Annotated in this window: 17 protein-coding genes; 6 read left to right on the forward strand and 11 right to left on the reverse strand. The window is 71.7% G+C overall.

The annotated features are described in order from the left end of the window. Window positions 1-270: 270 nt before the first annotated feature. Window positions 271-1950 carry a PucR family transcriptional regulator gene (locus OG823_RS11310; protein WP_371479347.1) on the forward strand — a complete coding sequence of 560 codons (1680 nt, stop codon included), beginning with the start codon at window positions 271-273 and terminating at the stop codon, window positions 1948-1950. A 12-nt stretch (window positions 1951-1962) separates the two neighbouring features. Here the strand turns inward: OG823_RS11310 and OG823_RS11315 are convergent, their stop codons facing one another. The 3 genes from OG823_RS11315 to OG823_RS11325 form a co-directional block, all read right to left on the reverse strand. Then, complete coding sequence (locus OG823_RS11315; protein ID WP_371484426.1) at window positions 1963-3138, reverse strand: spermidine/putrescine ABC transporter substrate-binding protein; 1176 nt, start codon at window positions 3136-3138, stop codon at window positions 1963-1965. Window positions 3139-3211: 73 nt separating this feature from the next. Next, window positions 3212-4570 (reverse strand): aspartate aminotransferase family protein, encoded by a 1359-nt coding sequence (locus OG823_RS11320; RefSeq protein WP_371479348.1) that lies wholly within the window; start codon window positions 4568-4570, stop codon window positions 3212-3214. Window positions 4571-4738: 168 nt separating this feature from the next. Next, entirely contained in the window at window positions 4739-6184 is a 1446-nt protein-coding gene (locus OG823_RS11325; RefSeq protein ID WP_371479349.1) for a gamma-aminobutyraldehyde dehydrogenase, read from the reverse strand. 277 nt (window positions 6185-6461) lie between these two features. Here OG823_RS11325 and OG823_RS11330 point away from each other — a divergent pair, with 277 nt between their 5' ends. The 4 genes from OG823_RS11330 to OG823_RS11345 all read left to right on the forward strand — a co-directional run bounded on the left by OG823_RS11330 (window position 6462) and on the right by OG823_RS11345 (window position 10540). Next, window positions 6462-6935: an Lrp/AsnC family transcriptional regulator gene (locus tag OG823_RS11330; protein WP_371479350.1), complete on the forward strand. Its 474-nt coding sequence runs from the start codon at window positions 6462-6464 to the stop codon at window positions 6933-6935. Continuing rightward, on the forward strand, window positions 6932-8323 hold the full coding sequence (locus OG823_RS11335) for an aspartate aminotransferase family protein (RefSeq protein WP_371479351.1): 1392 nt from the start codon (window positions 6932-6934) through the stop codon (window positions 8321-8323). The genes OG823_RS11330 and OG823_RS11335 overlap by 4 nt, the downstream gene beginning before the upstream one ends. 212 nt (window positions 8324-8535) lie before the next feature. After that, complete coding sequence (locus OG823_RS11340) at window positions 8536-9369, forward strand: ABC transporter ATP-binding protein (RefSeq protein WP_371479352.1); 834 nt, start codon at window positions 8536-8538, stop codon at window positions 9367-9369. A 16-nt stretch (window positions 9370-9385) separates the two neighbouring features. Beyond that, window positions 9386-10540: a hypothetical protein gene (locus OG823_RS11345; protein WP_371479353.1), complete on the forward strand. Its 1155-nt coding sequence runs from the start codon at window positions 9386-9388 to the stop codon at window positions 10538-10540. Window positions 10541-10588: 48 nt separating this feature from the next. Here the strand turns inward: OG823_RS11345 and rlmN are convergent, their stop codons facing one another. The 6 genes from rlmN to rpsB form a co-directional block, all read right to left on the reverse strand. Further along, entirely contained in the window at window positions 10589-11689 is a 1101-nt protein-coding gene (gene rlmN / locus OG823_RS11350) for a 23S rRNA (adenine(2503)-C(2))-methyltransferase RlmN (RefSeq protein ID WP_371479354.1), read from the reverse strand. Window positions 11690-11943: 254 nt separating this feature from the next. Further along, window positions 11944-13188 carry a phosphatidate cytidylyltransferase gene (locus tag OG823_RS11355; protein WP_371479355.1) on the reverse strand — a complete coding sequence of 415 codons (1245 nt, stop codon included), beginning with the start codon at window positions 13186-13188 and terminating at the stop codon, window positions 11944-11946. A gap of 164 nt (window positions 13189-13352) precedes the next feature. Further along, window positions 13353-13910 carry a ribosome recycling factor gene (gene frr / locus OG823_RS11360; protein ID WP_371479356.1) on the reverse strand — a complete coding sequence of 186 codons (558 nt, stop codon included), beginning with the start codon at window positions 13908-13910 and terminating at the stop codon, window positions 13353-13355. 102 nt (window positions 13911-14012) lie between these two features. After that, entirely contained in the window at window positions 14013-14768 is a 756-nt protein-coding gene (gene pyrH, locus OG823_RS11365; protein ID WP_371479357.1) for a UMP kinase, read from the reverse strand. Between the two features lie 251 nt (window positions 14769-15019). Next, window positions 15020-15859, reverse strand: a complete 840-nt coding sequence (gene tsf, locus OG823_RS11370) for a translation elongation factor Ts (RefSeq protein WP_371479358.1) — start codon at window positions 15857-15859, stop codon at window positions 15020-15022. 129 nt (window positions 15860-15988) lie between these two features. Next, the gene (gene rpsB / locus OG823_RS11375; protein ID WP_371479359.1) at window positions 15989-16936 is read right to left on the reverse strand and encodes a 30S ribosomal protein S2; all 948 of its coding nucleotides are present in this window, start codon (window positions 16934-16936) and stop codon (window positions 15989-15991) included. 652 nt (window positions 16937-17588) lie between these two features. Here rpsB and OG823_RS11380 point away from each other — a divergent pair. Beyond that, a complete protein-coding gene (locus OG823_RS11380) occupies window positions 17589-18332 on the forward strand; it encodes a murein hydrolase activator EnvC (protein ID WP_371479360.1) in 744 nt (247 codons plus the stop codon). 179 nt (window positions 18333-18511) lie between these two features. On the opposite strand, the gene OG823_RS11385 is transcribed toward OG823_RS11380, so the two are convergent. Both OG823_RS11385 and whiG read right to left on the reverse strand, forming a co-directional pair. Beyond that, window positions 18512-19192: a TetR/AcrR family transcriptional regulator gene (locus tag OG823_RS11385; RefSeq protein WP_371484427.1), complete on the reverse strand. Its 681-nt coding sequence runs from the start codon at window positions 19190-19192 to the stop codon at window positions 18512-18514. A gap of 386 nt (window positions 19193-19578) precedes the next feature. Then, complete coding sequence (whiG, locus tag OG823_RS11390; RefSeq protein ID WP_371484429.1) at window positions 19579-20427, reverse strand: RNA polymerase sigma factor WhiG; 849 nt, start codon at window positions 20425-20427, stop codon at window positions 19579-19581. Between the last annotated feature and the right edge of the window lie 100 nt (window positions 20428-20527).

Raw genomic sequence — 20527 nt, forward strand, 5'->3', positions numbered from 1 at the left:
TGCGCCGCAGCCGACTCGCTGACGATGCCTCGTGCCGTGCGGGGGTGACAAGGACCACTCCGCCAGCGTCCGTGGAGATGGCCTTACAAGGTGCAAGGGTTGGTGGAGGGCGACAGGTCGTCGCCGCGAGGGATGATTCACCTGACACAGTGCTCACCCCGGTGCCCGGCCGGGCCGTGTCCGACCCCCGCCCGGCCGGGCACCGCGCCCCGTCGCGGGCGCCCGGCGCCCCCGCCCCGTCCCGTCCCGTCCCGTCCCCGGAGGCCCGACGTGCTCCCCACCGTCGCCCGCGTGCTCGACCTCGAGGTGATGCGGCGCGGGCTGCCCCAGGTGGTGGCCGGCGCCGCGCACCTGGAACGCCCTGTCCGCTGGGTCCACGTCAGCGAACTGCCTGACGTGGCCGGCATGCTGCAGGGCGGTGAGCTGGTGCTGACCACCGGCATCGCGCTGCCGGAGGACCGCGACGGCCTGGCCCGCTACGTCCGGGAGCTGGACGAGGTCGGCGTCGCGGGGCTGGTGGTCGAGTTCGGGCGGCGCTACTTCGACAACCTGCCGCGCGCCCTGGTGCACGCGGCCGAACAGCGCGGCCTGCCCCTGATCGTGCTCCGGCGCGAGCTGCGCTTCGTCGCCGTGACCGAGGCCGTGCACGCCCTGGTGGTCAACGCCCAGCTGGAGCAGCTGCGCACCTCGGAGGCGGTGCACCAGGTCTTCAACGAGCTGGCCGTGGAGGGCGCGGAGCCCGCCGAGGTGGTCCGCCAGGTGGCCCGGATGGCCGGCGCGGCCGTCGTCCTGGAGAACCTCGCACACCAGGTACTGGCCCACGACACGGCCGGCCGCCCCGAGACGGAACTCCTGGAGGGCTGGGAGCGCCGCTCCCGCGGTGTCCGGCCGGCCGGGCGGACCGGGCACGACCCGCGCAGCGGCTGGCTGGTGACGGCGGTCGGCGCGCGCGGGCAGGACTGGGGGCGGCTGATCCTGGTGGACGAACCCGGAGCGCTGCCCGAGGGCGTCGCGCACCCGTACGCGATGCTGCTGGAGCGCGGCGCGGCGACCCTCGCCCTCAACCGGCTGGTGCTGCGGGACCGCGAGAGCCTGGAGCGCCAGACCCACCGCACCCTGCTGGCCGGCATCCTCACGCACGCGCTGACCGTCTCCGAGGTGGCCCTGCGGGCCCAGGCGCTGGGCGTACCGCTGGAGGGGCGGCGCCTCGTCGGGGTGGTGCTGCGCCAGCGCCGGGGGCCCAGCCCGGCGGCTCTGGAGGCCCAGGCGCGGCTGCGGGACTTCACCGAGCTGGCCGCCACCGCGGTCCGCGCCTGCCGGCTCTCGGCCCTGGTCGGCGCGCTGGACGACGAGGGAGTCGGGGTGCTGATCGCGCTCGGCTCGCAGCAGGACGAGCACGGCGCGCTGGACGCCTTCGCCGCCGCCCTGCGCCGGCTGGCCGCCGACACCGGCCGCGAGCCCGGCGCGGCCGGCGCCCAGCCGGCGCCACCCCGGGCGGTCGAGCCGGTGGTCGCGGTCGGCTCCTCGGTCGGCTCGGTCCGCGACGCCCGCCGCACCCTGCTGGAGGCCACCCAGGTCGCGGACGCCGCCCTGCACGACGCGCCGGGCGGACGCGCCGCCGCGTACTACCGCCTGCCGGACGTCCGGCTGCGCGGCCTGCTCCACCTGCTGCGCGACGACGCCCGGTTGCAGACGTACGTCGAGCGCGAGTTGGGGCCGCTGCTGGCGTACGACGCCGAGCACGGCGGCCAGCTGGTCCAGATGCTGCGGATCTACCTGGAGCACGGCCGCAACAAGTCGGCGGCCGCGGACGCCGCGCACCTGTCCAGGCCGTCGTTCTACGACCGGCTGCACAAGGTCGAGCGGATCCTCGCCGTCGACCTGGACCAGGTGGAGTCCTGCCTCTCCCTGCACGTCGCGCTGCTCGCGCTGGACGCCGTCCGCCGCTGAGGCGGCGCCCGGTCAGACGCCCGTGATCCGCCCCCAGACCCGGTGGAAGTCGGGCCGTTCGGCCGCCGTGACGTCCCGCATGGTGTGCAGCCGGGTGCGCATCTCGTCGGTCGGGAAGATCAGCGGTTCCTCGGCCAGCGCGGCCTTCTCCGCGTCCCCGCTGCCGGCCAGCACGTCGCGGGCCGCCGGGACGGGGCAGATGTACTGGACGAAGGCCGCCAGCTCGGCGGCCACCTCGGGCCGGTAGTAGTAGTCGATGACCCGCTCGGCGTTCTCCTTGTGCCGGGCCCGGTTGGGCACCAGCAGGCTCTCCGACCAGAGTTCGCCGCCCTCCTGCGGCACCACGAACTCGATGTCGGGGTTCTCGGCCTTCAGCTGGATCGCGTCACCGGAGTATGCCTGGCAGGCGAGGGCCGCGCCGGAGGCCAGGTCGCTGGTGTAGTCGTTGCCGGTGAAGCGGCGGATGTGCCGGGCGTCGACCAGCCGCTGCACCCTGTCCATGGCCCGGTGCGCGTCGTCGGAGTCGAAGCCGGCGATGTCGGTGCCGTCGGCGAGCATCATCAGGCCGATCGCCTCGTCCAGTCCGGCGAACAGCGTGACCCGCCCCTTGAGGTCGGGGGCCCAGAGATCCTCGGTGGTCCTGATCTCCCGGCCGAGCGCCTTGCGGTTGTAGGCGATGCCGGTGATCCCGGACTGCCAGGGCACGCTGCGGGCGCGACCGGGGTCGAAGGCGGGGTTGCCCAGCTGCGGGTCGAGGTGCTCGGTGACGTTGGGCAGGTTGGCCCGGTCGAGTGCCTGCACCCAGCCGAGCGAGACGTAGCGCCCCGCCATCCAGTCGCTGATCACCATGAGGTCGCGGCCGGGGTCGCTGCCCTGGGTGAGCACCGGGCCCATCTTGCCGAAGAACTCGTCGTTGTCGTTGATGTCCTCGGTGTAGGTGACGGCTATGCCGGTCTCCTCGGCGAACGTGTCGAGGGTCGGGCGGCCGCCGGTCTCCTCGTCGACGTCGATGTACTGCGTCCAGTTGGAGAAGACCAGTTTCCGGTCCGTCTCCGAACGGTCGGCGACGGAGCGCCGGTCGTCGGGGACGTACGCCGCCGGGATGCCGCAGCCGGTCAGGGCGCCGGCCCCGAAGAGGCCGGCGGCGCTGCCGACGACGGCGCGGCGGGAGAGCGTGGTGCGCAAGATGGGGCCTCCGGGACATGAGAGGGCCCCGGGCAGGCTGCCGCCCGGGGCCCTTCCGCTGGATCCTGATCGTTGGTCAGACGGTGTGCGCGTCCGTCAGCGTGAGCACCTCGTCGAGGACCGCGAGGCCGGCCTTGGCCTCCTCCTCCGTGACGGTGCACGGCGGCACCACGTGGAAGCGGTTCATGTTGACGAAGGGCCACAGGCCGCGCTGCTTGCAGGCGGCCGCGAGCTCGGCCATCGGCGCGTTGGCGGGGCCGGCCGCGTTGTACGGCACCATCGGCTCGCGGGTCTCGCGGTTCTTCACGAGGTCGAGCGCCCAGAACACCCCGAGGCCGCGCACCTCGCCGATCGAGGGGTGGCGCTCCGCCAGCTCCCGCAGGCCGGGGCCGAGTACGTCCTCGCCGATCCGCCTGGCGTTCTCGACGATGCCCTCCTCGGCCATCGCGTTGATGGTCGCGACGGCGGAGGCACAGGCCAGCGGGTGGCCTGAGTAGGTGAGGCCGCCCGGGAAGGGCCGCTCGGCGAAGGTGGCGGCGATCTCGGCGCTGATCGCGACGCCGCCCAGCGGCACGTAGCCGGAGTTGACGCCCTTGGCGAAGGTGAGCAGGTCGGGGGTGACGCCCCAGTGGTCGGCGGCGAACCACTCGCCGGTCCGGCCGAAGCCGGCCATCACCTCGTCCAGGATGAGGACGATCCCGAACCTGTCGCAGATCGCCCGCACACCCGCCAGGTAGCCGGGCGGCGGGATCAGGACGCCGGCGGTGCCGACCACGGTCTCCAGGATGATCGCCGCCACGGTGCCGGGCCCCTCGAACGCGATCACCTGCTCCAGGTGCTCCAGCGCGCGCTCACACTCCTGTGCCTCGTTCTCGGCGTGGAAGTTGGAGCGGTAGGCGTACGGGCCCCAGAAGTGCACGACACCGGAGACGCCGGTCTCGTTGGCCCAGCGGCGCGGATCCCCGGTGAGCGCGATCGCGTTGGCGGTGGCGCCGTGGTACGAGCGGTAGGTCGACATGATCTTCTGCCGGCCGGTGTGCAGACGGGCGAGGCGGATGGCGTTCTCGTTCGCCTCGGCGCCGCCGTTGGTGAAGAAGATCTTGTCGAGGTCACCGGGGGTGCGCTCGGCGATCAGCCGGGCGGCCTCGCTGCGCGACTCCACGGCGAAGCCGGGTGCGATGGTGCAGAGCTTGGCGGCCTGCTCCTGGATCGCGGCGACCACCTTGGGGTGCTGGTGGCCGATGTTGGTGTTCACCAGCTGGGAGGAGAAGTCGAGGTAGCGGTTGCCCTCGTAGTCCCAGAAGTACGAGCCCTCGGCGCCGGCCACCGCGAGGGGGTCGATCAGGGCCTGGGCGGACCACGAGTGGAAGACGTGCGCGCGGTCGGCGGCCTTGACTGCCTGCCCGGCTGCTGAGTCAGCGGTGGGGATGCTCATGACCGTAAGGGTAGGCAAGCGCGCCTTCCCCGGGCAGCTTCATCCTGTCAGCCGGACGGGCGATCCGCCGACAGGATGACAGGGACGGCGCCCCCGCACACGCGGGGCCCGGCCGTACGCGGGGTACGGCCGGGCCCGGTGCGGTCGGATCGCCCGGCCGGACGTCCGTCAGATCGCGGTCATGACGTGCTTGACGCGGGTGTAGTCCTCGAAGCCGTAGGACGAGAGGTCCTTGCCGTAGCCGGACTTCTTGAATCCGCCGTGCGGCATCTCGGCCACCAGCGGGATGTGCGTGTTGATCCACACGCAGCCGAAGTCCAGCCGGCGCGACATCCGCATCGCACGGCCGTGGTCCTTGGTCCACACCGAGGAGGCGAGCGCGAACTCCACCCCGTTGGCGTAGTCGACGGCCTGGTCCTCGTCGGTGAACCGCTGCACCGTGATGACGGGGCCGAAGACCTCGTTCTGGATGATCTCGTCGTCCTGGTTCAGGCCGGAGACCACGGTCGGGGCGTAGAAGTAGCCGACCTCGCCGACGCGGTGGCCGCCGGCCTCCACCTTGGCGTGGCCGGGCAGACGGTCGATGAAGCCGGCCACCTGCTTGAGCTGGTTGGCGTTGTTCAGCGGGCCGTAGAGCACGTCCTCGTCGTCCACCCCGCCGGTCTTCGTCTCGGCCGCGGCCTTGGCGAGGGCCTCGACGAAGGCGTCGTGGATGGACTCGTGCACCAGCACCCGGGTGGCGGCGGTGCAGTCCTGGCCGGCGTTGAAGTAGCCCGCCACCGAGATGCCCTCGACCGCCTCGGCGATGTCGGCGTCCTCGAAGACCACGACCGGGGCCTTGCCGCCCAGCTCCAGGTGGACGCGCTTGACGTCCTTGGAGGCGGACTCGGCGACCTGGATGCCGGCCCGGACCGAGCCGGTGATCGAGGCCATCGCCGGCGTGCGGTGCTCGACCATCAGGCGTCCGGTCTCCCGGTCGCCGCAGATCACGTTGAAGATGCCGGCCGGCAGCTCCATGTCCTTCAGGATGCCGCCGATGATCTCGGCGAGCAGCGTGCTGGACGCCGGCGTGGTGTCGGAGGGCTTGAGCACGACGGTGTTGCCCGCGGCGATGGCCGGGGCGAACTTCCAGACCGCCATCATCATCGGGTAGTTCCACGGCGCGACCTGGGCGCAGACGCCGACCGGCTCACGACGGACGATCGAGGTCATGCCCTCCATGTACTCGCCCGCGGCCTTGCCCTCCAGCAGGCGGGCGGCGCCGGCGAAGAAGCGGATCTGATCGGCCATCGGGCCGATCTCCTCGGACCTGGTCAGCCCCCGCGGCTTGCCGGTGTTGCGGCACTCGGCGTCCACCAGCTCGTCGGCGCGCTCCTCGACCGCGTCGGCGATCTTCAGCAGCAGCCTCTGCCGGGTGCTCGGGGTGGCGTCGCGCCAGACCGGAAAGGCGGCCGCGGCCGCGGCCATCGCGGCGTCCACGTCGGCGGCGCCGGACAGCGGGGAGGTGGCGTACGCCTCGCCGGTGGTCGGATCCACGATCTCCAGCGTCCGGCCGTCCGCCGCATCGACGAACTCGCCGTTGATGTAGTTGCGCAGCGTGTGAAGGTCGCTCACGGGTCTCTCCTCGGTCTGGCCTGCGGCGTTGCAGGGTCCGGCGCCCAGGATACGTCGGCGCCGAGTGGCCCGGCCGGGTCCGGCGCGGTCCACTGATGGGGTGCGCACCCGTCTGTCGCAGGTGCGCGCGGTACGCGGCAAGAGTATCCGCTTCACTGCTGGTATCGACAGGCCATTGCCGAAATAGCGATGAAATCCGTACGCGATTTCAAGGACCGCAACGAAATCAGCAGCACCTGCGCTTGCGAACGCGCAGCTGATCAGGCACAGTGGCGACGTGGCCAACCGCGACCGGAACGCCAGCGTTCCACTCGACTCCGCCTCCAAGGCGATCATCGAGCAGCTGCAGGAGGACGGGCGGCGCCCGTACGCCGCCATCGGCAAGGCCGTCGGCCTGTCGGAGGCGGCGGTGCGCCAACGCGTCCAGAAGCTGCTCGACCAAGGCGTGATGCAGATCGTCGCCGTCACCGACCCCCTCACTGTCGGGTTCACCCGTCAGGCGATGGTCGGGATCAACGTCGAGGGAGACATCGAGGCCGTCGCCGATGCGCTGGCCGCCCTCGACGAGGTGGACTACGTGGTCTGCACCGCCGGCTCGTTCGACCTGTTGGCCGAACTGGTCTGCGAGGACGACGAGCACCTGCTCGAAATGATCAACAAGCGCATCCGCTCGCTTCCCGGCGTGCGGAGCACCGAGAGCTTCGTTTATCTGAAGCTCCGGAAACAGACCTACACCTGGGGCACCCGATGAGCGCCGACCCGGCACAGAAGGACCTTTCGAAGACCGCCTACGACCACCTGTGGATGCACTTCACCCGCATGTCGTCGTACGAGAACTCCCCCGTGCCGACGATCGTCAAGGGCAAGGGCACCTACATCTGGGACGACAAGGGCAGGAAGTACCTGGACGGCCTCGCCGGGCTGTTCGTCGTCCAGGCCGGCCACGGCCGCGAGGAGCTGGCCGAGGCCGCTGCCAAGCAGGCCAAGGAGCTTGCCTTCTTCCCGGTGTGGAGCTACGCCCACCCCAAGGCCGTCGAGCTGGCCGAGCGCCTGGCCAACTACGCCCCGGGCGACCTCAACAAGGTCTTCTTCTCCACCGGTGGCGGCGAGGCCGTCGAGACCGCCTGGAAGCTCGCCAAGCAGTACTTCAAGCTGACCGGCAAGCCGACCAAGTACAAGGTCATCTCGCGCGCCGTCGCCTACCACGGCACCCCGCAGGGCGCCCTGTCCATCACCGGCCTGCCGGGCCTCAAGGCCCCGTTCGAGCCGCTGGTGCCGGGCACCCACAAGGCGCCGAACACCAACATCTACCGCGCCCCCGCGTTCCTGGAGCGCGACGGCGTGATCGACCCGGAGGCCTACGGCCGCTGGTGCGCCGACGAGATCGAGCAGGCCATCCTGTTCGAGGGCGCCGAGACCGTGGCCGCCGTCTTCGTCGAGCCGGTGCAGAACGCCGGCGGCTGCTTCCCGCCGCCGCCCGGGTACTTCGCCCGTCTGCGCGAGATCTGCGACCGCCACGACGTGCTGCTCGTCTCGGACGAGGTCATCTGCGCCTTCGGCCGCCTGGGCACCATGTTCGGCGCCGACAAGTTCGGCTACCAGCCCGACATGATCACCTGCGCCAAGGGCATGACCTCGGGCTACTCCCCGATCGGCGCCACGATCATCTCCGACCGCCTGGCCGAGCCGTTCTACAAGGGCGACAACACCTTCCTGCACGGCTACACCTTCGGTGGCCACCCGGTCTCCTCCGCGGTCGCGCTGGCCAACCTCGACATCTTCGAGCGCGAGGGCCTGAACCAGCACGTGCTGGACAACGAGGCGAACTTCCTCGGCACCCTGGACAAACTGCGCGACCTGCCGATCGTCGGCGACGTGCGCGGCAACGGGTTCTTCTACGGCATCGAGCTCGTCAAGGACAAGGTCACCAAGGAGTCCTTCAACGACGACGAGGTCGAGCGCGTGCTCTACGGCTTCCTGTCGAAGGCGCTCTTCGACAACGGCCTGTACTGCCGCGCCGACGACCGTGGGGACCCGGTCATCCAGCTGGCTCCGCCGCTGATCTCCGACCAGTCGACCTTCGACGAGATCGAGCAGATCCTGCGGGTGAGCCTCACCGACGCGTGGGCGAAGATCTAGTCGGACCTTTCTCCCCACCCTCCGCCGAAGGGCGGCCCGGAGCACGTGCTCCGGGCCGCCCTTCGGTGCGTCCGGACGGGGGGACACGCCGCTTTCGTCCGGATTTCCACCTGTTCGGTCCTGTGTGCCGCAACCTCTTCGTGTCCTTGTCGTTCTAATCTGACGACTGTCATATCGCGATGGATCACGTTTTGGACCGGCGGAGGAGTTTCATGTCAGCGGCCCCGCCTGACAACGACGTGCTGTGGGCCCGAGGGATCGTCAAGTCCCACCACGGCACTCCCGCCCTGCGCGGGGTCTCGCTCGGCGTCCGGATCGGCGAAGTACTCGCCGTCACCGGCCCGCGCGGCTCCGGGAAGAGCACCCTGCTCGGCTGCCTGGCCGGCCTGCTGCCGGTGGACGAGGGGGAGGTCTGGTTCAACAGCTCCCCCGTGCACACCCTCGGCCGGGCCGGCCGCGCGCGTCTGCGCCGCGACCGCTTCGGCTTCGTCGGCTCACAGCCGCACCTGGTGCCGGAGCTGACGGCCCGTGAGAACGTGGCGCTGCCGCTGCTGCTGGCCGGCGCCGGGAACCGGGCCGCCCGCACCGCCGCCGACGAGTGGCTGGAGCGGCTCGACGTCGCCGACACCGCTCGGCTGCGCCCCGAGCAGCTCCTGCAGAGCCAGCGCCAGCGGATCGCGGTGGCACGGGCGCTCGCCCCGATGCCACCGGTGGTCTTCGCCGACGACCCCACGGCGCCGCTGCACCGCGAGGCCGCCGACCAGATCCTGCGGATACTGTCCAGCGCGGCCCGCTCCCACCAGCTCACCCTGGTCCTGGCCACCCACGATCCGGAGCAGGCGCGGTACGCCGACCGGACCGTCGCGCTGGTCGACGGGCGGCTGGCCGCCGTGCCCGGGCCGCTCGACCCAGAACCCCTCACCCGCGAGGCGGTCACCGCCGGGCGTTCCACCCCCGGCCGGCCGCCCGCCGAACCGGCCGACGCCGCTGCCGGCGCCGGACCGGCCGGCAGCGGAGCTTCCGCCGTACCCGCCACGCCTCGGTAGCGCTGAAAGAGTCGACGTGTTCTATCTCCGCCTCGCCCGGGGCTACCGGGCCCCCGATCTCGGCCGCTGGCTGCTGACCGCAGCCGCCGCGGCCGTGGTCGCGGGCTTCCTCCTGCGCGCTCTCGGACGCGCCCTGAGCGACCCGCTGGGCAGCGGCGACGCCGTCGTGCGGCTGCTCTGGTGCCTGCCGGCGCTCGCCGCCGTCTCCTGGTTCGCGGCGGTCGCCGCCCGCGCCGTACCGGCGCAGCGCCCCGAGCGGATCGCCGGGCTGATCAGCGCGGGCGCCGGCCCCGGCCGGATCCGCGCCCTGATCGCCGGGGAGAGCGCCCTCGCCGCCGGCCTCGGCAGCGCCCTGACGCTGGTGGTCTTCCTCGTCCTTCGCAACGACATCGCGGGTGCGACGCTGGCCCCCGAGCTCGGCATGGGTGTGGCCCTGCCCGCCGCGGCCCCGGTCACCCTGCTGGCCCTGCTGCCCCTGCTCGCCGGAGCCGGCGCCGCGATCGCCGTACCGGTCGGCGACACGCTGCCCGGCAGCGGACCGCGCCCCGCACCGCACCGCTTCCACGTCCTGCGGGTCGCGGTGCCCGTCGGCCTGCTCGTCACCGGCGTCGCCCTGGAGCTCTACGGCCTGCGGCCCGGCGCCGGGGAGAACGCCCGACCCGTCCGGCTGCCCGCCGGGCTCGGCAGCAGCAACCTCGCCACGCTCGCCGGCTGGGCCGTCACCGCGCTGGGCCTGGCCCTGCTGACCGGGCCGCTGCTGGCCTGGGCCGGACGGCTGCTGGCGATCGCCCGGCCGACCCCGCTGCGCCTGCTGGCCGGGCGGGGCCTGACCGCGCAGGCCCGCCGGCTGGGCCCGCCGCTGGCCGTCCTCGCACTGACCCTCGCGGTGGTCCTGACGGTGATCCGGTACTGGGTGGCCGCCCCCGGCACCGCCGACGTCCTACCGGTCGTCGAGACCGGGCTGGTCGTCGGGTGCGCCGTCGCCGCGGTCCTCACCAGGCTGGCCGAGATCCGCGGCACGCGGCGGGACGTCACCGAGGACCTGCTCAGGCTCGGAGCCCCGCCCCGACTGCTGTACGGCGCCGTCGCCCTTCGGGTGCTCACCGCCGGCACCGTCCTGCTGGTTACCGGCGGGCTCACCGCTCTGCTCGGCGCCGCCGTCCTGGCCTGACCGGGCCTCGGCGGCGGCGCCGTCGCGGAGCGCGCGTCCCTGTGAAGGTCAGCCGGCGGCGGCGAGCTGACCGCAGGCGCCGTCGATCTCCTGGCCGCGGGTGTCACGGACCGTCGTCGGCACACCGTGCGACTGCAGCACCCGGACGAACTCGCGCTCGTCCTCGGGGCGGGACGCCGTCCACTTCGAGCCGGGCGTGGGGTTGAGCGGGATCAGGTTGACGTGGACCCGGTGCTTCTTGATCAAGCGGCCCAGCAGGTCGGCGCGCCAGGCCTGGTCGTTGATGTCCTTGATCAACGCGTACTCGATGGAGATCCGCCGGCCGGACTTCTCCGCGTAGTTCCAGGCCGCGTCGAGGACCTCCGCGACGTTCCAGCGGGTGTTGACCGGCACGAGCTCGTTTCGCAGCTCGTCGTCCGGCGCGTGCAGCGAGAGGGCGAGGCGCACGCTGAGCTCCTCGTCCGCCAGGCGGTTCATGGCGGGAACGAGACCGACGGTGGAGACCGTGATGCCGCGCTGCGACATGCCGAAGCCATCCGGCGCGGGGTCGGTGAGGCGGCGGATCGACTTCAGCACCCGGTTGAAGTTGGCCAGCGGCTCGCCCATGCCCATGAAGACCACGTTCGACAGGCGGGCCTCGCCGCCGGGGATCTCCCCGGCCCTCAGCGCGCGCATGCCGGCCGCGATCTGCTCGACGATCTCGGCGGTGGACAGGTTGCGCGTCAGGCCGGCCTGACCGGTCGCGCAGAACGGGCAGTTCATGCCGCAGCCGGCCTGTGAACTGATGCACATGGTGACCCGGTCCGGGTAGCGCATCAGCACCGACTCGACGAGCGTGCCGTCGAAGAGCTTCCACAGCGTCTTGCGCGTGGTGTCCTCGTCGCACGAGACGTGGCGCACGACCGACATCAGCTCCGGCAGCAGCGCCTCGGTCAGCTTCTCGCGGCTGGCCGAGGGGATGTCCGTCCACTCGGCCGGGTCGTTCGACATCCGGCCGAAGTAGTGGTTGGACAGCTGCTTGGCGCGGAACGGCTGCTCGCCCAGCTCGGCGACGGCCTCCTTGCGCTCGGCGGGGCTGAGGTCGGCAAGGTGTCGCGGGGGCTTGGCGCCACGCGGCGCGACAAAGGTCAGTTCTCCGGGTACAGGCATGGTTGTTCAAGTGTCGCAGATGACGGCAAGTGCCCCGGTTGACGCCCGCCGGCGGCCGTCCCCCGACCCCGGGCGCCTCGCACGGCCCCCGGACGGGCCTCGGGCGGGCCGCAGGCCCCGGCGAGGTCGCCGGGGCCTGCGGAGGTGGTGCACGCGGTGGTGGGCTCGTGACCGGGTGGGCTCGTGACCGGGTGGGCTCGTGACCGGGTGGGCACGTGACCGGGTGGGCACGTGACCGGCCGACTGCCTACCGGTCAGCTGCCGACGAAGGCCGCGAGCAGCAGCCAGACCACGGGCGCGGTCGGCAGCAGCGAGTCCAGCCGGTCCATGATGCCGCCGTGGCCCGGGAGGAGCGTGCCCATGTCCTTGATCCCCAGATCGCGCTTGATCATGGACTCGCCGAGGTCGCCGAGGGTCGCGGTGACGGCCGCACAGCCCCCCAGGATCAGGCCCTGCCACCAGATGCCGTCGTCGATGATCAACTGCATCAGCAACGCCCCGGCCAGCATCGACAGCGCGATGCCGCCCGCCAGGCCCTCGCGGGTCTTGCCCGGGCTGATGGTGGGTGCCAGCTTGGTCTTCCCGAACTTGTAGCCCACCGCGTAGGCCCCGGTGTCACTGCAGACCGTGACGATCAGGAAGAGCACGATCCGCTGCGGTCCGTCGTCCGCGGCCAGCATCATCGCGACGAAGGTGGCCAGGAACGGCACGTAGAAGGCGGTGAAGATGCCCGCCGTCACGTCCCGGAGGTAGTTCTCCGGCGGCGCGGCCATCCGCCACACCATCACCGCCAGGCCGGTCAGGGCGAGCGAGGCGGCGGCCCACTGCACACCGGCCCAGTAGCCGGTGGAGAGCATCGCCACGCTGCCGGCCGCCACCGGGACCAGCGGCGACCTGATCTCCTTGCGCTCCGTGAGTCGGCTGGAGAGCTCCCAGACGCCGACCACGACGGCGGCCATCACCACGACCAGGAACAGGGCCTTGACGAAGAACAGCGAGGCGATGATCACCGCACCGAGGCCGACGCCCACGCCTATCGCGGCCTGGAGATTGCGGCCGCCGCGCTGCTTGCGAGGCTGCGGGTCGGGCTGGGCCACTGGTGTCTCCTGCCCTGGGTAGGACGGCACGGGGTGGGGCTGCACCAGCGGCGCCACGGGGGGCTGCGGCGCTTGGTACGAGGGTGCGGGCGACTGCGGCGGATACGGCGAGGCCGCCGGCGGCCACTGGGCCGGCTGCGGCTGCGCGGGGTGCGCCGCGGGGTCGAGCAGCCCGGTCAGCGGCGGCAGCACCACCGTCTCCTCCACCGCCGGGACGGCGGCAGTGGGCGGTTCGTCGCGGAACAGCGGGCCGCTCAGCCTGCCCGCCACCCGCGTCTGCTGCTGTTCCGATGCCCGCGCGGGCCCGTGGACGGGCACCGGAGCGGGAGCGGGCTGCCCGTACGGCCCGGGCGAGGCCTCCCGGGGGAGCTCCTGGCCGGAGCCGTCCTGGACTGGGCGCATGAACTGAGTCTGCTCCGCATCGGCCCCCCAGTACACCGGAGACTGCTGCGAGTGACCCATTCGGTGCTGGTCACCCGCAGCAGGCGTCGGCGCGGCGGGGTACGGCGGCAGGTACTGCTGGTCGGATGGGCCCCAGTAGCCGGGGGCGTCAGGGGCGTCGTTCATCAGACTTCGAGCAGCTCGGCTTCCTTGTGCTTCAGGAGCTCGTCGACCTGCGCGACGAAACGCGCGGTGAGGTCGTCCAGCTCCTTCTCGGCGCGGCGGCCCTCGTCCTCGCCGTGCTCGCCGTCCTTGACCAGCTTGTCGATCGTGTCCTTGGCCTTGCGGCGGACCGAGCGGATGGAGACCTTGGCGTCCTCACCCTTGCTGCGCGCGACCTTGATGTACTCCTTGCGGCGCTCCTCGGTCAGCTGAGGGAACGACACCCGGATGATCGAACCGTCGTTGGACGGGTTGACGCCCAGGTCCGAGTCGCGGATCGCGGTCTCGATGTTGCGCAGCGCCGTCTTGTCGAACGGCGTGACGATGGCCATCCGCGGCTCCGGCACGGCGAACGAGGCGAGCTGGTTGATCGGCGTCAGGGCGCCGTAGTAGTCCGCCACGATCTTGGCGAACATCGCCGGGTGCGCCCGGCCGGTACGGATGGCGGCGAAGTCGTCCTTGGCGACGACCACGGCCTTCTCCATCTTCTCCTCGGCTTCGAGGAGGGTCTCTTCGATCACGGTCTGCTCCCTGTCCGGTGTGCCTTGATGCCGTACTGATGATCCGCCGGGCCGCTGCGGGCCCGGCCGGCGGCTTGCTGCTGCGGCCGACGTGCAGGCCGCTCAGGCCCGGACGGCGTCCTGGCTGATGAGCGTGCCGATCTTCTCACTCTTCACCGCGCGCGCGATATTGCCCTCGGCCAGCAGCTCGAAGACCAGCATCGGCAGGTTGTTGTCCTTGCACAGCGTGATCGCGGTGAGGTCGGCGACCTTGAGGTCACGCGCGATGACCTCGGAGTACTCCAGGGCGTCGAACTTGACCGCCTCCGGGTTGGTCCGGGGATCGGCGTCGTAGACACCGTCGACGCCGTTCTTGCCCATCAGCAGCACCTCGGCGTGGATCTCCAGCGCGCGCTGGACGGCCGTGGTGTCGGTGGAGAAGTACGGCATGCCCATCCCGGCGCCGAAGATGACCACACGGCCCTTCTCCAGGTGCCGGACGGCACGCAGCGGCAGGTACGGCTCGGCCACCTGGCCCATCGTGATGGCGGTCTGGACCCGGGTCTCGATGCCTTCCTTGATCAGGAAGTCCTGGAGTGCGAGGCAGTTCATCACGGTGCCGAGCATGCCCATGTAGTCGGAACGGGCCCGGTCCATGCCGCGGACCTGGAGCTCCGCACCACGGAAGAAGTTGCCGCCGCCGATCACCACGGCGACCTCGGTACCGCCGCGGACCACCGTGGCGATCTCACGGGCGATCTTGTGCACGACGTCCGGGTCGACGCCGAGGCCGCCGCCACCGGCGAACGCCTCACCGGACAGCTTGAGCAGAACCCGGCGGCGCCGGACCTCCTGCGCGGACTCCTGCGTCTCCTGCATGGACTTCTCCTTCTACACCTGCTGATTCACAGACCCGGGTGTGCGGAGCCCCGGCCTGCGCGTACACGCGAGGAGGCCACTGCCGCGGGAACCGGTACGGTGTCCTGCACGGCAATGGCCTCCTCGTCGTTCATGGTGCCGACGTGCCCCCTGGGGGTGCGGAGAGCCCGATCGGCGCGTTCCTTCCCGTCCGGTCAGCGGACGGGGACGGTTCCTACCCTATGCGGGCCGGAACCTCCGGGGAACGTGGCTCAGGCGCCGACGCGGAAGCGCGCGAAACGCTTGAGGGTGACGCCGTTCTCCTCGAGAACCTTGGCGACGGACTTCTTGTTGTCCTTCGCGAAGGCCTGCTCCAGGACGGAGTTCTCCTTGACGAAGCCGGTGACGCGACCCTCGACGATCTTCGGCAGGGCGGCCTCGGGCTTGCCCTCCTCGCGAGCGGTGGCCTCGGCGACGCGACGCTCGTTCTCGAGGTCCTCGGCCGGGATGTCCTCGCGGGAGAGGTACTTCGGGGCGAAGGCCGCGATGTGCTGCGCGACGTCCTTGGCGACCACGGCGTTCTCGGTGTCGAGCTCGACGAGGACACCGATGGTCGGCGGGAGGTCCGGGTCCGACTTGTGCAGGTAGACGGCGACGTAGCTGTCAGCGTCGAACTGCGCGAAGCGACGGAAGACGATCTTCTCGCCCAGGGACGCGTTGGCCTCGTCCACGAACTGCTGGACGCTCTTGCCGGCCTCGATCTCGCTGGCCAGCGCGGCCTCGAGGTCGGCCGGGGAGGTGGCGGCGACGTGTGCGGCGATCGCGTTGGCGACCTCGACGAACTTGCCGCCCTTGGCGACGAAGTCGGTCTCGCAGTTCAGCTCGACCAGCACGCCGGACTTGTTGCCCTCGGCGATCAGCGCGGCGACGGCGCCGTTGGAGGCGTCACGGCCCTCGCGCTTGGCGACGCCCTTCTGACCCTTGATGCGGAGCTGCTCGACGGCCTTCTGGACGTCACCGTCGGCCTCGACGAGAGCGTTCTTGCAGTCCAGCATGCCGGCGCCGGTGAGCTCACGGAGCTTCTTGACGTCCGCGGCGGTGTAGTTCGCCATGGTGTGAATCTCTTCTCGCGTCTCGCGTGTCTGCGTGGGGTTGCGCCGGGGCTGGTGGTTCAGCCCCGGCACGGGAGAGAGGGGCACTTACCGGTGTCGTACCGGCGAGTGCCCCTCACCCTTGGTACGTCAGGCCTGCTCGGCCTCGGCGGCCGGAGCCTCGGTGACCTCGGCAGCAGCCTCGGCGGCGGGAGCCTCGGCCGCAGCCTCGGTCTCGGCCTCGGCGGCGGGGGCCTCGACGGCGGGGGTCTCGGCCTCAGCCTCGACAGCGGCCTCGGCGACCGGGGCCTCCTCGGCCTTCTTGTCGCCCTCGATGAGGTCCTTCTCCCAGTCGGCCAGCGGCTGGTCGGCGCCCGGCTCGGCCTTGACGTCGCCCTTCGCGACACCGGCGCGGGCCTTCAGGCCCTCCGCGACGGCGTCGGCGATCACGCGGGTCAGCAGCGTGACGGAGCGGATCGCGTCGTCGTTGCCCGGGATCTTGTAGTCGACCTCGTCGGGGTCGCAGTTGGTGTCGAGGATGGCGACGACCGGGATGTTGAGCTTCCGGGCCTCGCCGACCGCGATGTGCTCCTTCTTGGTGTCGACGATCCAGACAGCGCTGGGAACGCGCTGCATGTCACGGATACCGCCAAGGGTCTTCTCGAGCTTGGTGTGCTCGCGCTCCAGAACGAGGAGCTCCTTCTTGGTGAGGCCCGAACCGGCCACGTCCGAGAAGTCGATCTCGCCGAGCTCCTTCATCCGCTGAAGGCGCTTGTAGACCGTCTGGAAGTTGGTCAGCATGCCGCCGAGCCAGCGCTGGTTCACGTAGGGCATGCCCACGCGGGTGGCCTGCTCGGCGATGGCCTCCTGGGCCTGCTTCTTGGTACCGACGAAGAGGACGCTGCCGCCGTGGGCAACGGTCTCCTTGACGAACTCGAAGGCGCGGTCGATGTAGTTCAGCGACTGCAGCAGGTCGATGATGTAGATGCCGTTGCGCTCCGTGAAGATGAAGCGCTTCATCTTCGGGTTCCAACGACGGGTCTGGTGACCGAAGTGGACGCCGCTCTCCAGCAGCTCCCGCATCGTGACGACGGCCATGGCCGTGCTCCTCGGTGTTACGCCCGGCTCCGGCGTTTCCGCCGCTGCCGGGTCGGGCTCGGTTTTGTCCGTGGCGGCCAGGTGACCGCCACGCCTGACGCCCCGGACGTGCCGAGCCGCTGCGGCCTGGGCGGTCGTAACCGCGTCAGGCTCGGCGGACCGAGCGGCACTCGCACTGGCGATGACGGCGGCTGAGCCGTACCCGATCGACCGGTGGCGGGGCGTGCGAAGTCGACCCGGCAGACCGGGTCGCGTGTGAAGTGTACGGGAAGCGCCGCACAAGGGGCGACTCAGCGGCGTCCGGCCCCTCGCTCCGTGCACCTTTCACCTCGGACGGACGCGTCCGGCGGGGTGCTCGGGGCCCGGTTCGGGTGGCGGGGGCGGGCGCTTCGAGCGGGGTTCGTGCGGGTGCTTCGAGCGAGGTTCGAGCGAGGTTCGAGCGGCTTCGGACGGCGACGGGCAGTTCCGGGGGGCGACGGCAGGCGCTCCGGCTGTGCTCAGGGCAGCGATGGGCAGCGATGGGCGGCTTCGGGCGGCTTCGGGCGGCTGCCCGCACTCGTCGGAGGGACACCGGTTGTCCACAACGGGCGGTTGTCCACAGGCATCGGGCAGGGGCTGGCGGTGCAGACAAAGCAGGGCGAACCTCCACTGCATGACAGCACATCTCAGCCTCGTCCGGCCTCTCGCCCGTCCGTCCCGGGCCTCCCGGGCCTCCCGGGCCTCCGGGGCCTCACTGCCGCCGCCCGCGCCGGACCAGGGCCGACGGGCGCTGCTGCTGGCCCTGTTGCTCACCGCGGTGTTCCTGGTGGCGCTTCCCGAGCCGCTGGTCCACGCCCGGACGACGGCGGACTCGACGTCGCACGCGGGCGGGCGTGGAGGCGGGAGTCCGCGGCAGTACGGGGACGGGGACGGCACCTTCGGCCGGAACGTGACGGGCTCGGGCCGTGTGGCCTTGACGGATCCTGCCCCCGGGCGCTCCTGGCCGGTGGGCGGGCCGGCCGGAGTCCTGCGCCGCTTCCAGCCGCCTCCCACCACCTGGGCCCCGGGGCATCGCGGAGTCGACCTCGTGGCAGCCCCCGACATCGAGGTGCGCGCGGCCGCGCCCGGAGTGGTCGTCTTCTCCGGCGTGGTCGCCGGGCGCCCGGTGCTCACCGTGAGTCACTCCGGCTCCGGTACCCCACCTCTGCGGACGACCTACATGCCCGTCAACGGGAGCGTCCCGGTGGGCACAACCGTGACGGCGGGCCAACCGATCGGCCGACTCGCCACGGTCGCCGGGCACTGCGGCGAGAGCTGCCTCCACTGGGGGCTGCTACGCGGGAGCCGCTACCTGGATCCGCTCGCCCTCCTGGGCAACGGAACCGCCCGGTTGCTCCCCCTGCGGAGCGGCAGCTGACCCGGGCGCTGACAGAGCCGGCCCGGACGGCTGGACATGGCTCGAGGCGGGGCGCATGGCCCGGCGCGTGGCGGGGCCGGGGGTCGGGGGCCAGTGGTCGGGGGCCCAGGGCTCGGAGGCCAGGGCTCGGAGGCCAGGGCTCGGGGAGGGCTCGGCAGAGGCGACGGCCGGGAGTGAATTCAGAGCCGGGGCGGGAGTCCCGGTCCGGTGGAGGGCGTGCCCGAGCCGGACTGTGCCCCGTGGGCAGCGAGCGCCCCGTCAGGCGGATTCGGTCGCGGCCGCACCCGCGGCCCGGGGCACAGTCCGTGCAACGCCAGCGCGACCGCGGCATCCGCGATCACCTGCGAATCCTCCGGGAGCGACGCGGCCGCGCGGTGTTCGCTCTGCCTCACGGCTGCTTCCACCACGCCCTGCAGCAGACCGGCCGCCAGCCGGGGCTGGTCGTGACCGAGATCCTCCAGGGCCTGGACGACCAGGCCGACCAGCCGGCCGTGGGCGGCACGGATCCGCTCCCGCGCCGCCTCGTCGAGTTCCAGCGCGGAGATCGCCGCCACCGCCCGGTGTCGCGGATCGCCGGCGAGCACCAGTTGTCCCCGGATGTAGGCCTCGATCCGGTCGGCCGCCCGATCACAACCGGCCATACCGGCCTCGATCTCGGCCGCCCACAGCGGGAAGTCCACCTCGCACAGGGCCTCGACCACGGCGGCACGCGATCGGAAATACTCGTAGACCGAGGATCGGGCCAGCCCGGTGCTCGCCGCGAGCGCAGGGAACGTGAGAGCTTCCATGCCGCCCTCGGTGAGCAGGCTGCGCGCAGCGTCGAGGAGGGCAGCCCGCTGCAGCTGGCGATGCTCGGCCACGGTGGCTGCTCGGATCTTCGGCACAGCTCCACTGTACGGAGCCCGCCGCTCCGCCGGAACGCCTGCGCGCCGTCCCGCTGGCGGAGCGGTCACCACCGTCGCTCACCGGCCTTGCCCACCAGCTGGGCCACCCGGCAGCCGCGCTACCGGGCCGGGCGCCCACCGGATGCCGCCACCCGGCGGGGGCGCACCAAGCAGACCCAATCCGGGGATGTGCAGGATCCGGGGATGTGCAGGGCGGACGGCGGTCTACGGGCGAGCAGTGCGATGGCCAGGCGGACGCGGCGAACCCGCACGGGCGGGCGGGTGAGCGGGTGAGCGGGGCCTGGAGCGGGGAGCCCTGCGGTGCGCCGAGTGCCGAGGTGGCCCCGGACCGGGCGCCCGCTTCAGCGGATGTCGGACAGTTTGGCCCGCAGCTGCAGAACCGACTTGGTGTGGATCTGGCTGACCCGGCTCTCCGTCACACCCAGCACCTGCCCGATCTCGGCCAGGGTGAGGCCTTCGTAGTAGTAGAGCGTGACGACGGTCTTCTCCCGCTCAGGGAGGGTGTTGATCGCGTTCGCCAGCAGTCGGCGCAGCTCACGATCCTCGGCGACCGCGACCGGGTTGTCCGCGCCGCGGTCCTCCAGGACGTCCACCAGGCTGAGCCGGTCCCCGCCCTCCCCCACCGGGTGGAGCAGTTCGTCCAAGGCGACGACATTGGCGAGCGAGAGCTGGCTGAAGATGGCGTGCAGGTCCTCGATGGCGATCCCCATCTCGGCTGCCACCTCGGGCTCGTGCGGCGTACGACGCAGCCTGGCCTCCAGCGTGGCGTACGTTCGCTCGACCGCCTTCGCCTTCTGCCGCACCGACCGAGGGATCCAGTCGAGGGCCCGCAGCTCGTCGATGATGGCGCCGCGGATCCGGCTGATGGCGTAGGTCTCGAACTTGATCGCACGGTCGACATCGAACTTCTCGATCGCGTCGATCAGTCCGAAGACACCCGAGGAGACGAAGTCGGCCTGCTCGACATTGGCGGGCAGGCCCACGCCCACCCGGCCGGCGACGTACTTGACCAGTGGGGAGTAGTGCAGGATCAGCTGCTCCCGCAGTCGGGCGTCGCCGGTCTCCTTGTACGAACGCCACAACACCTCCAACGCGGTCCGTTCCGGTTCTCCCGTCTCCCGCCGGGCCGCCGGGGTCCGACCGGAGGCGGTCGTGGTCGGCCGTCGCTGCGCCCCGGCCTTCGCCGCGATACGGGCCGTACGCTGCCTGCCGCCCGGGCGAAGGCCGGCGCCGCCGTCGGTGGGCAGCGTCTCGACCGCCCCGACGAGCCCGACCGGGGCCGCCGAGTCA

This window comes from Kitasatospora sp. NBC_00315 (assembly GCF_041435095.1).
In the GTDB taxonomy this organism is placed as follows: domain Bacteria; phylum Actinomycetota; class Actinomycetes; order Streptomycetales; family Streptomycetaceae; genus Kitasatospora.

Coding starts and splice junctions, on each gene's coding strand:
- OG823_RS11320 (WP_371479348.1), bottom strand. CDS start 4,570: ATGAGCATCCCCACCGCTGACTCAGCAGCCGGGCAGGCAGTCAAGGCC.
- OG823_RS11335 (WP_371479351.1), top strand. CDS start 6,932: ATGAGCGCCGACCCGGCACAGAAGGACCTTTCGAAGACCGCCTACGAC.
- OG823_RS11340 (WP_371479352.1), top strand. CDS start 8,536: ATGTCAGCGGCCCCGCCTGACAACGACGTGCTGTGGGCCCGAGGGATC.
- rlmN (WP_371479354.1), bottom strand. CDS start 11,689: ATGCCTGTACCCGGAGAACTGACCTTTGTCGCGCCGCGTGGCGCCAAG.
- OG823_RS11355 (WP_371479355.1), bottom strand. CDS start 13,188: ATGCGCCCAGTCCAGGACGGCTCCGGCCAGGAGCTCCCCCGGGAGGCC.
- pyrH (WP_371479357.1), bottom strand. CDS start 14,768: ATGCAGGAGACGCAGGAGTCCGCGCAGGAGGTCCGGCGCCGCCGGGTT.
- tsf (WP_371479358.1), bottom strand. CDS start 15,859: ATGGCGAACTACACCGCCGCGGACGTCAAGAAGCTCCGTGAGCTCACC.
- rpsB (WP_371479359.1), bottom strand. CDS start 16,936: ATGGCCGTCGTCACGATGCGGGAGCTGCTGGAGAGCGGCGTCCACTTC.
- OG823_RS11380 (WP_371479360.1), top strand. CDS start 17,589: ATGACAGCACATCTCAGCCTCGTCCGGCCTCTCGCCCGTCCGTCCCGG.